Below are 10,478 nucleotides of genomic sequence, written 5' to 3'. Positions count from 1 at the left end.
CCCCCTCGGGCCCCGGCGCCTGGGCCCAAGCGCCGTCCCCCCCCCCCCCCACCCCCTCATTGCTACCTGACGGCGGCCCTGCAACCTCGCGCGAGGTTGCTGGGCCGCCGTCGGGTAGCAAATGGGGTCAGGAGATGTAGGGCATCGGATTGACGTAGCCGCCGTTCTTCATGATCTCGAAGTGCAGGTGGCAGCCGGTCGAGGCGCCGGTCGTGCCGGAGATCGAGATGACGTCGCCCTTCTTGACCTTCTGGCCGGCGTGGACCTTGACCTTCGTGTTGTGGTTGTACGTCGAAGCGATCGAGTCGCCCTTGATCTTGCCGTGGGAGACGACCACCCGGTTTCCGTAGCCGCCAGTCCAGCCGGCCCCGACGACGACGCCGTCGCCGGCCGCATGGATCGGGGTGCCGCAGGGAACACCGAAGTCCGTTCCGGAGTGCAGCTTCTTCGCCCCCGTGATCGGGTGAATGCGATAGCCGAACGGCGAAGTGATCGGGTACCCCTTGGCCGGGTTGGCCAGCACACCGTCACCGAAGGTGAAGTTGCCCTTCTTCTCCTGCTCCTTCTCCCACTCGCGGACCTTCTTCGCCAGACGGTCCTGCTCGGCCTTCTCATCGGCGAGCTGCTTCTCGGTCGTGGCCTTGTTGTCGGAGATCGTCTTCTCCGCATCGTCCTTCGCCGAGATCAGATCGTTGAGGCTGTCGGCCTTCTTCTTCGCATCGACCTGCGCGGCTTCCTTGGCCACGACAGCCTCGGCGGCTTCGTCCTTGAGGTCGGAGATCTTCTCGGTCACGCCCGACAGGCGCTCCTCATTGTTCTTGTTCAATGCGCGCTGCTCGGAGAGCTTGTCGATCGTGCGCTGCTGGCTGCGCACAGCAGAATCCACCCGCCCGATGCCGCCGTCGGCGCTCGTACCCTCGGCCATCTGCAGGAGCATCGCCAGGTCCGAGGTGATGCCCGAGTTCTGGTACGCCTGACGCCCGATGCGCGCGGCCGAAGTCTTGTGCTTGCCGATCTCCTCGGTGCCCGACTTGATCGATGACTTGAGATCCTTCTGCGCGTTCTCGGCCGAGGTCAGCCTCGCAGCCATGTCCTGATCCTTCTCGATCGCCTCGGCCAACGCATCGTCGGCGGCCTTCGATTCCGCCTCCGCGTCGGGCAGCTTCTCCTGCGCCTCATCGCGTTCGGCGATGACGCGCGCGAGATCCTCGTCGAGTCCCTCGAATTCCTGCTGGAGTTCCTTGACGCGGTCATCGACCTTGCTCTTGTCGTCCCTGGGGTCGGCCACCGCCGAGGCGGTCGGCAGGACCAGCGCGAGTACAGCCGCGGTGACGGCGAGTCCGAGCCTGTGCTTCATCTCAGACCTTCGTGTACTTGTTGAGGGTGATCAACGAGGAGGCTCCGGCCATGATCACGCCGATGACGATGAGCACGGGGGCGATGAGGAGAACGTCCCAGCCGGAGATGAGGCTGAACCCGGTCGCCTGCCCCTGCAGCCAGCCGCTGATGCCGAAGTGCACGAGCAGACCCAGCACGCCGGCCGACAGTGTCGCGCCGATCGCCGAGGCGATGACTCCCTCAAGGAGGAACGGCATCTGGATGAAGGTGTTCGAGGCACCGACGAGTCGCATGATGCCGGTCTCCCGGCGTCGGGAGAACGCGGAGAGGCGGATGGTGGTGGCGATGAGCAGCATCGCGCACACGAGCATGATGCCGGCGATGGCCACGGCCACGATGGTGGCGATGTTGAGCACCCCGAACAGCCGGTCGAGCAGCTGGTTCTGGTCGACGACCTCTTCGACTCCGGGTGTCGAGGAGAACGTCTCCTTGATGATGTCGTACTTCTCGGCGTCCTTGAGTTTAACCCGGAAGGACTCGTTCATGTCGTCCTTGGGCACGGTGCCTTCGAGACTGGTGCCCTTGAACTGGTCTTGGAAGTGCTCGTAGGCCTCGGACTTGTCCTCGAAGTAGACCTTGTCGACATAGGGGGCGAGTTCGGAGCTTTCGAGTTCGGCCTTGATCTGCTCCTTCTGATCGCCGGTGACCTCACCGTCGACGCAGTTCGTCGCCTCCGAGTCCGACGGGCAGAGGAACACAGAGACCTGCACTCGGTCGTACCAGAAGTCCTTCATCTGCCCGACCTGCATCTGCAGCAGAATCGCGGCACCGACGAAGAGCAGCGACACGAAGGTCACGAGGATGACAGAGAGGACCATGGAGAAGTTCTTCCGCAGGCCCGAGACGACCTCGGAGAGGATGAATCCGGCTCTCATGAGGCGACTCCGTAGGTGCCTTCTTCGACGTCGCGGACGATCTCGCCCTCCCGCAGTTCGATGACACGGCGGCGCATCCGGTTGACGATCTCACCGTCGTGGGTGGCCATGAGCACGGTGGTGCCGTTGCGGTTGATCTTCTCCAGCACGCTCATGATGTCGGCACTCGTCGTCGGATCGAGGTTGCCCGTGGGCTCATCGGCGAGCAGGATTCCGGGCTTGTTGACCACGGCGCGGGCGATGGCCACTCGCTGCTGCTCACCGCCGGAGAGTTCGCTGGGATAGCGCTTCTCCTTCCCTGCCAGACCCACGGTCTCGAGGACGTCGGGGACGAGGGTCGACATGGCCGCGCGAGACTTACCGATCACCTGCAGTGCGAAGGCAACGTTGGCGAAGACGGTCTTGTTCGGCAGCAGACGGAAGTCCTGGAACACGGTTCCGATCCCCCGCCGCAGGTAGGGCACCTTCCAGCTGGGCATCTTCACCACGGACTTCCCGGCGATGTGGATCCGCCCGGCAGTCGGGACCTCTTCGCGGAGGATGAGGCGGATGACCGTGGACTTTCCCGAACCGGAGGCTCCGACGAGGAACACGAATTCACCGCGGTCGGCTTCGAACGAGATGTCGTCGAGTGCCTTACGTGTTCGTGTGTCGTAGGACTTCGAAACGGAGTCGAATCTGATCAAGTCGGTCTTCAATCATGTCGCGGGTGGCTCGGCCGTTTCCACTGTACGTAACAGCTCCGTGATGTCCCGGGAGGCGAGCGGGCGTGTGTTGCGGTCTGATGAAGTTCACAGTCGGTCGTCGGACTGTGGCGATGCCCTCACCGAGGCGGCGGTCAGCTCAGGCCTCGGCCTCCTCGGCGATCTCCTGTTCCTTGCGCCAGCGGATGCCGGCCTCGATGAGCCCGTCGAGGTCGCCGTCGAAGACCGCGGAGGGGTTGTTGACCTCGTAGCCGGTGCGCAGGTCCTTGACCATCTGGTATGGGTGCGTGACATAGGAGCGCATCTGGTCGCCCCAGCTGGCCTTGATGTCCCCGGCCAGCTCCTTCTTCTGCGCCGCTTCTTCCTGGCGCTTGCGCTCGAGGAGTCGTGACTGGAGGACGCGCATCGCGGCCTCACGGTTCTGGATCTGTGACTTCTCGTTCTGCATGCTCACGACCACGCCGGTGGGGATGTGGGTGATGCGCACGGCCGAGTCCGTCGTGTTCACCGACTGCCCGCCGGGCCCTGAGGACCGGTAGACGTCGATGCGCAGGTCGTTCTCGTCGACCTCGATGTGGTCGGTCGACTCGATGAGCGGGACCACCTCGACCGCAGCGAAGGAGGTCTGCCGGCGGCCCTGATTGTCGAAGGGGCTGATGCGCACGAGGCGGTGGGTGCCGGCCTCGACCGACAACGTGCCGTAGGCGTAGGGGGCGTTGATCTGGATCGTCGCGGACTTCACTCCGGCGCCTTCGGCGTAGGAGGTGTCGAGCTCCTGAACGCCGTAACCGCGGTTCTCCGCCCAGCGGATGTACATGCGGGTGAGCATCTGCGCCCAGTCGGTCGCATCGTCGCCGCCGGCACCCGAACGCACGGTGACGACGGCCGAGCGTTCGTCGTACTCGTGGTTGAGCAGAGTCGAGATCTCGAGCTCGGCCAGCTGATCGCGCAGCTTCTTGATGTCCCGATCAGCTTCTTCGAGTGAGTCGGCGTCACCCTCGTCCTGCGACATCTCGACGAGGAGCTCGGCATCGTCGATCCGCTGCCCGAACTTCTCGAGCTTCTCCAGAGTCCCCTGCTTGTGCGAAAGTTTCGCCGAGGTCTTCTGCGCCGAATCCGGGTCGTCCCAGAAGGTCGGCGACGACGCCTCCTCAGTGAGCTCGGCGACCTCGTCGCGCAGATTGTCCAGGTCGGACACGTCGAGAATCGCCTTGTACGTCTGACGGAGGTTGGCGATTTCGGAAGAGTAATCAGTGGAGGCCATAATGCCTCGATTCTAGTGCATGCCCTCCCCGGGGCAGGAAACGGCGGATGCGCGCCGAGGTTGGGCCACCTCGGCGCGCATCCGCCGGTTCACGAGCCGCCCGGTTCGGATCGCGCCGGCCAGAGCCTTCTGCTGCTCGCCCTGGGCCTGGTTGCCGCGGTTGAACAGATCTCGCAGCAGTTCGGGACGCGCGGTGAACATCCGCTTGTAGACGATCGGGGTGATGTCGCCGATGGCGGCCCCGACGGCGGGGAGGGTGTTCCGGACGATGGCGAGAGCGGGCTGGGAGATCACTTCTGCTCCTTTCGCGGCATGGTCACCGCAGTGCTGGAGCGGCCTGGTCAGGTCGCTGTTCTGCTTGCACATTCGACGCTAGTACGGTCGGTAGAACTATTTCTACGAGTTGTAGAATCTGAGATTCTTCGTACCGGCACAGGTCGGCGCAGGTGCCCGCGGAAGAGCCGACTCAGCAACCGGGAACCAAAAGCGCCGCCGGCGGCGCGGCTCGAGTCGCTGCATCGCGAGAACTGGTGAGGAAAATGTATACCGTAACGCGGTTCCACGCAACTGGACACCGATACCCTCAGACAGCCCCTGCGCAGCACGACAGACCCGCCCCCAAGCGCACTCCGCTCCCGCCCTCGGCCGCACGCAAAGACATATTATGTAACTACACTTCCGTCATTAGGCAAACCACACGGAAGTTATCCACAGATTTGCAAACACTCTGGATTATTCATTCGACTACAGATAGGTTAAACAGCAAATCTCGCTGTCATTTGAATGGTCTGGGCAAGGGTTCACTGTGGAAGCCACCGAAGTCATCACCAGCGAGGTCCACAAACGGATCAGGGATCTCGATGTGGACCCGCGCGCCGATATCCAGCGCTCCCGCGAGCTCATCCGCACCGTCATCGCCGAATATGACGAACGCAGCCTCGTCGCCGACCTGCCACTCCTCGAGGACAAGGAGGAGACCTTCCGGCGTATCGACAATCAGCTCTCCGGCTTCGGCGTCCTGCAGGACTATTTCGACGACCCGCACGTCGAGGAGATCTGGATCAACAGTCCCAGCGAAGTCTTCATCGCCGTCGACGGTGTCCACCAGCTGACGACGACGAAGCTCAGCTCCGCTGAACTCGACGACCTCATCGAGCGGATGCTGCGCACCTCGGGTCGTCGCGTCGACCTCTCGCAGCCCTTCGTCGATGCGATCCTGCCCGACGGTTCCCGCCTGCACGTGGTGCTGCCCGACATCACGCGCAGCCACCCGGCCGTGAATATCCGCAAGTTCATCGCCCGTCCCCGCAATCTGGAAAATCTCGTCTCGAACGGCTCGCTCACCCCGAGCGCCGCCGCATTCCTCGACGCATCCGTGGCCTGCGGAGCGAACATCCTCGTCTCCGGGGCGACGCAGGCCGGGAAGACCACCATGCTCAACGCCCTGGCCGGTTCGATCCCGGCCCGCGAGCGCACGATCTCCTGCGAAGAGGTCTTCGAACTCAACCTGCCCAGCCGCGACTGGGTGCCGATGCAGTGCCGCCAGCCCTCGCTCGAAGGCACCGGCGAGGTCACTCTGCGGGCCCTGGTCAAAGAGGCCCTGCGCATGCGCCCGACCCGCATCATCGTCGGCGAGGTCCGAGAGGCCGAGAGCCTCGACATGCTCATCGCCTTGAATTCGGGTCTCGCCGGAATGTCGACGCTGCACGCGAACTCCGCTCGCGCGGCGATCACGAAGATCTGCACGCTGCCCCTGCTCGCCGGGGCGAACATCTCGTCGGCCTTCGTCGTCCCCACCGTCGCGGTCAGCCTCGACGTCGTCGTCCACCTGCGACGGGACCCCACCGGGGTGCGCCGCGTCGACGAAATCTGTGCCGTCCCCGGCGGCGTCGAAGGCGACGTCGTCGAACTCGACACGATCTTCCACTCCCCACACGGACAGCTCGTCCGCGGTCAGGGGTTCGGCCACCTCGGCGAACGATTCGCGGCCATCGGCCGGGATCTGCACGCCATTCTGGAGGCGGCGTGAGCTATTCGCAGTACGCACTGCTCATCGGCGCCTGCCTCGGGGTCGGGCTGCTGCTCATCTGGATGTCGCTGTGGCAGCGACCGACCGGGGCGAGGACGCAGCGGCGGTGGGTGCGCGAACTCGACGACATGCTCACCGGGGCCGGGTTTCCTCGTCTGCGCCCGGTGCACCTGCTCCTCATTTCTATCGCCGCCTTCTGCATCGTCGCGGTCGTCGCCACCGTGCTCACCGGTTCGTGGGCGATCGCCCTGTGCTTCGGCCTCTTCACCTCGTGGCTGCCCCACCGTCTGCTCCAGCACCGTGCGCGCGGTCGCGAAGTGATGCGGCGCGAGCTGTGGCCGGAGACCCTCGACCACCTCAATTCCGGAGTCCGAGCGGGCCTGTCCCTGCCCGAGGCCCTGAGTTCACTCGCTTATCGAGGACCGGAGCCGCTGCGTCCCCTGTTCGAGGTCTTCGCGGAGGAATACCGTGCCAGCGGTTCGTTCGCCCTCGCACTCGAGCGCTTCAGGCAGGTCAGTGCGGATCCGGTGGCCGACCGCATCGTCGCAGCATTGAGCGTCACTCGGCAGGTCGGCGGCAGTGATCTCGGCACCATGCTGCGCGCCCTGGCGCAGTTCGTACGCGATGACGCTCGGACCCGCAACGAACTCTCTGCCCGACAGCAGTGGACCGTCAACGGCGCCCGTCTGGCCGTGGCCGCACCATGGGTGGTGCTCGCGCTGCTGTCCACCCGGCCGGAGACCGCGACGGCCTACAACTCACAGACGGGCCTCATCCTGTTGGCCGCAGGATTCGTCGTATCGCTGCTGGCCTACCAGGCGATGAAGCGCATCGGCAGACTCCCGAGCGAACCGCGCGTCATCGAAGGCTCCTCACTCAGCGCAGCGCACCGCCGCTTCATCGGCGCCGCAGACGAGACCGGCGGGCAGGCGGCATGAGCATCCTCGGCGATCCCCTGTCCGTGCTCGCACTCGGACTGCTCAACGGACTCGCCCTGTGCGCCTTCGTCTTCGCATTGCCTCCCCTGCGCCGTCCCAGCCTGTCGTCGCGGATCGCACCGTACCTGCGCGATCAGGAGTCCCTGGTCGACATCTACGCTCCCCCGACCCCGCGCACCGAAGGATTCTGGGGACTGGCGAAATCGTGGCTGGTCACCTCGACGCTCTGGGTGACCTCGCGCATCACCACGGATGCGACTCTGCGGCTGCGCATCGACCGCCTCGGCGGGAATGCCACGATCGAACGCTTCCGCATCAACCAGGTGCTCAGCATCCTCGTGGGCATGATCGCCGGCGGAGGGCTGGCCGGTCTGCTGTCGGCCCAGCGCGGATTCTCCCCCATCGTCACCCTCGTCCTCATCATCAGCGGCGGCATCGCCGGCCACGTGTTCAACGATTGGCGCCTCAGTCAGGCGATCAACCGGCACGAATCCCGCGTCCTCGCCGAGTTCCCCACCGTCGCCGAACTCCTCGCTCTATCTATCACCGCAGGTGAGGGCATCGTCGAGGCTCTCGAACGCGTGTGCCGCACATGCTCGGGTGACCTCATCGACGAACTCCGGGCAGCCTTGGCCGCCACCCGCACAGGCACTCCTCTGGTCGAAGCGCTCGACGGCATGGCCACGCGCATCGCGATCCCCGAGATCGTCCAATTCGTCGACGGTCTGGCAGTGTCGATGACCCGCGGCACGCCGTTGGCCGAGGTGCTGCGTTCCCAAGCCGCTGACGTGCGCGAACAGTCACGACGACGACTGCTCGAGCTCTCCGGGAGGAAGGAGATCGGGATGCTGGTACCCGTCGTCGTCTTCGTCCTCCCCGTCACCGTCATCTTCGCCGTCTTCCCGTCCCTGACCGTCCTCGACCTCAGCCCGTGACCGCCGATCCGCGTGCACCGGAGCACGCCGCAGCCCATCGACCGAAGGTCGAACCTGACCCAGATGATCGTCCCGCAGTTCACCCGGAAGAAGGAGACACCATGTTCCGCCAGTTCAGCTACCGACTCATCGCGCTCATATTCGGGCTGATCGCCGGAGCACCCCATCGCCGAGGTGGGTCCACCCGCAGCGAGGCGACCGACCGTGAGTACGGGACCGAGGCCGATTCCGGCTCGGGCCCCCATCCTGGGGAGGACACCGATTTCGACAGCGAGTACGATCCGCCCGATCGCGGTGACGTGCCCGGTTGGGTTCTCATCACCTTGATGACAGCAGGATTGGTAAATCCAACTATCAAACCGCAAACAGTAAATTCGGGCCGTCCACCTGCACCTATAGTCAACAGTCGGTAATTGAGACGCGCCGGAAGCATGCGCCCGAAGCGCACTGTGTGACGGTAGTAGGCAAAAACTTTTGTCACGGTTACTCTTGGGATTAACTCAAGGAGGAGAACATGGAATTCGAAGAGCGACTGGCCGCACTAGCGACGAAGATCCACAATCAGCGAGACGCGATACTGACAGAAGAAGCAACGAAGAACGCGTTCATCATGCCGTTCATCTCCACCATTCTCGGCTACGACATTTTCAATCCTCTTGAAGTAGTCCCAGAGTTCACCGCCGACGTAGGAGTCAAACGTGGCGAAAAGGTGGACTACGCCATTATGCGTGAGGGCGAGGTACAGCTCCTCATCGAATGCAAGCCGACTACAGGCTCGCTCAAGGTGGAACACGCCTCTCAGCTCTACCGCTACTTCTCAGTCACCAACGCGCAAATCGCCATTCTCACGAACGGTGAGATCTACAATTTCTACACCGATCTTGACGCTCCAAACCGCATGGATGATCGGCCGTTCATGGTCCTCGACCTCAGTGATATAGACGAATCGATCCTTCCGGAACTGAGAAAGCTGACCAAAGAAGACTTCGACCTCAATTCCATCTACAGTGCCGCAGAGGAACTGAAGTATGTAGGTGCACTCAAGCGAGAAATCACGTCGCAGTTCAAAGAACCTGATTCTGATTTCGTGCGTCTCTTCACCTCGCGGGTATATGACGGTCGGTTCACCCAGGAGATCCGAGTTCTATTCACAGAACTTGTCGGAAAAGCCTGCAAACAATTCCTAAACGAGGAAGCCAATGACCGCCTCAAGTCTGCGCTTGGTGCTTCGTACGCGTCGGCAAAGATTTCAGATAATGCAGACGCCCCCACTAGTCAGCCTGTAGCTGAAGAAGATCTGGACCGGGATACAACAATCGAAACAACTCTTGAAGAGCTTGAGGGTTACCAGATCGTCAAGGCAATCGCTTGCAGTGAAGTCAAGCCTGAGCGAGTCGCACAACGCGATTCCAAGTCCTACTTTGCCGTCTTGCTAGATGACAACAACCGGAAACCAATCGCGCGACTTCATTTCAACAGCAAGAGCAAGAAGTACATTGGACTGTTTGACGAAAACAAGTCTGAGACTCGACACGAGCTAGAAGGCCTAGATTCCATCTACGAGCACGCCGAAGCAATCCGAGCAACAGTGAATAGGTACATGGACTAAATCTGCCTCTATTCTCGCACCATATCTTTCAGCTCTTCGGGCCTCAGCCACCCACTCCTATGGATCATCCGGTGACAGTTTGAACAGAGCAATACGAGATCTTCTAAGCGCGTCTGCACAACTCCAGACACATGCAATGGCGTGACATGGTGGACTTCTATATATCCACGACCGCGATCTCCGTAGGTCTTTTCAAAGTCGAATGTACAGACTTCGCAAGCAATCGGACGGTCTTCAGCACGAACAGATTTCAGCTTTGCCTCACGTAGGTTCGGATCTCTCTCACGGCGGTAGGAGACAACAGCCTTGAGGCCGCCCTCCTGAGCCGCTTCAATTACCAGCGGATCTGATTCGTTGGAGACTGCCTCCTCAAGCCTCAGACCTTCCTCAAGCCGTAAACGAATCTCAGCCGCGACTCTCTTCATTCGGTCTCGGTCCAGAAGGAAGGCCTCCACAATCGGGATCTCCGAGACGGAAGGACGCGTGCCCTTTCCTGTTCGGCTCGGGTGCCAGTACTGAAGATTCTCGGCTTTAAGCGCGACCCCGTTCTCGTTCCGGAATGTTTCTGGCCGACCTTCGAATGGATAATAAGCCGACGTGCTCCGGAGAAGGGCAGACAACTCAGCCACGCCCGCCGTTGTCTTCCTAAAAGGCCTCCAACCCAAATCATCTTTGAGGTCAGCTACGAGAATCTTCTCTTCTTCGGTCCAATTCCACGTGACCACG

11 protein-coding genes are annotated in these 10,478 nt (G+C 62.4%); 5 read left to right on the top strand and 6 right to left on the bottom strand.

From position 1 onward, the window contains the following. Window positions 1-127: 127 nt before the first annotated feature. The 5 genes from HK401_RS03295 to HK401_RS20970 all read right to left on the bottom strand — a co-directional run bounded on the left by HK401_RS03295 (window position 128) and on the right by HK401_RS20970 (window position 4,535). Window positions 128-1,357, bottom strand: a complete 1,230-nt coding sequence (locus HK401_RS03295) for a M23 family metallopeptidase (RefSeq protein ID WP_181273226.1) — start codon at window positions 1,355-1,357, stop codon at window positions 128-130. Window position 1,358: 1 nt separating this feature from the next. Next, window positions 1,359-2,273: a permease-like cell division protein FtsX gene (gene ftsX, locus HK401_RS03290; protein ID WP_181273225.1), complete on the bottom strand. Its 915-nt coding sequence runs from the start codon at window positions 2,271-2,273 to the stop codon at window positions 1,359-1,361. Further along, window positions 2,270-2,959 (bottom strand): cell division ATP-binding protein FtsE, encoded by a 690-nt coding sequence (gene ftsE / locus HK401_RS03285; protein ID WP_181273224.1) that lies wholly within the window; start codon window positions 2,957-2,959, stop codon window positions 2,270-2,272. Before ftsE ends, ftsX begins: the two co-directional genes overlap by 4 nt. A gap of 157 nt (window positions 2,960-3,116) precedes the next feature. Next, window positions 3,117-4,241, bottom strand: a complete 1,125-nt coding sequence (gene prfB, locus HK401_RS03280) for a peptide chain release factor 2 (protein WP_181273223.1) — start codon at window positions 4,239-4,241, stop codon at window positions 3,117-3,119. Between the two features lie 12 nt (window positions 4,242-4,253). Further along, entirely contained in the window at window positions 4,254-4,535 is a 282-nt protein-coding gene (locus HK401_RS20970; protein WP_219921652.1) for a globin family protein, read from the bottom strand. A 511-nt stretch (window positions 4,536-5,046) separates the two neighbouring features. On the opposite strand from HK401_RS20970, the gene HK401_RS03270 reads away from it, so the two are divergent. From HK401_RS03270 to HK401_RS03250, 5 genes are all read left to right on the top strand, one after another. Then, window positions 5,047-6,270 carry a TadA family conjugal transfer-associated ATPase gene (locus HK401_RS03270; RefSeq protein ID WP_181273222.1) on the top strand — a complete coding sequence of 408 codons (1,224 nt, stop codon included), beginning with the start codon at window positions 5,047-5,049 and terminating at the stop codon, window positions 6,268-6,270. After that, window positions 6,267-7,208 (top strand): type II secretion system F family protein, encoded by a 942-nt coding sequence (locus HK401_RS03265; RefSeq protein WP_181273221.1) that lies wholly within the window; start codon window positions 6,267-6,269, stop codon window positions 7,206-7,208. Before HK401_RS03270 ends, HK401_RS03265 begins: the two co-directional genes overlap by 4 nt. Next, window positions 7,205-8,143 carry a type II secretion system F family protein gene (locus HK401_RS03260; protein WP_181273220.1) on the top strand — a complete coding sequence of 313 codons (939 nt, stop codon included), beginning with the start codon at window positions 7,205-7,207 and terminating at the stop codon, window positions 8,141-8,143. Before HK401_RS03265 ends, HK401_RS03260 begins: the two co-directional genes overlap by 4 nt. Window positions 8,144-8,244: 101 nt before the next feature. Then, window positions 8,245-8,556, top strand: coding sequence for a hypothetical protein (locus HK401_RS03255; protein WP_181273219.1), 312 nt, complete (start codon window positions 8,245-8,247; stop codon window positions 8,554-8,556). A gap of 101 nt (window positions 8,557-8,657) precedes the next feature. Further along, entirely contained in the window at window positions 8,658-9,752 is a 1,095-nt protein-coding gene (locus tag HK401_RS03250; protein WP_181273218.1) for a type I restriction endonuclease, read from the top strand. A gap of 8 nt (window positions 9,753-9,760) precedes the next feature. On the opposite strand, the gene HK401_RS20965 is transcribed toward HK401_RS03250, so the two are convergent. Then, complete coding sequence (locus HK401_RS20965; protein ID WP_181273217.1) at window positions 9,761-10,477, bottom strand: HNH endonuclease; 717 nt, start codon at window positions 10,475-10,477, stop codon at window positions 9,761-9,763. Window position 10,478: the final 1 nt, after the last annotated feature.

This window comes from Brevibacterium oceani (assembly GCF_013623835.1).
GTDB lineage: Bacteria > Actinomycetota > Actinomycetes > Actinomycetales > Brevibacteriaceae > Brevibacterium > Brevibacterium oceani.
The sequence above is the reverse complement of the archived record's forward strand: the minus strand, read 5'-3'. Positions and strand labels throughout refer to the sequence as shown.

Bases quoted from the DNA above. Each gene is read 5' to 3' on its own strand.
- HK401_RS03295 (WP_181273226.1), bottom strand. From the start codon at position 1,357: ATGAAGCACAGGCTCGGACTCGCCGTCACCGCGGCTGTACTCGCGCTG.
- ftsX (WP_181273225.1), bottom strand. From the start codon at position 2,273: ATGAGAGCCGGATTCATCCTCTCCGAGGTCGTCTCGGGCCTGCGGAAG.
- prfB (WP_181273223.1), bottom strand. From the start codon at position 4,241: ATGGCCTCCACTGATTACTCTTCCGAAATCGCCAACCTCCGTCAGACG.
- HK401_RS03260 (WP_181273220.1), top strand. From the start codon at position 7,205: ATGAGCATCCTCGGCGATCCCCTGTCCGTGCTCGCACTCGGACTGCTC.
- HK401_RS03255 (WP_181273219.1), top strand. From the start codon at position 8,245: ATGTTCCGCCAGTTCAGCTACCGACTCATCGCGCTCATATTCGGGCTG.
- HK401_RS03250 (WP_181273218.1), top strand. From the start codon at position 8,658: ATGGAATTCGAAGAGCGACTGGCCGCACTAGCGACGAAGATCCACAAT.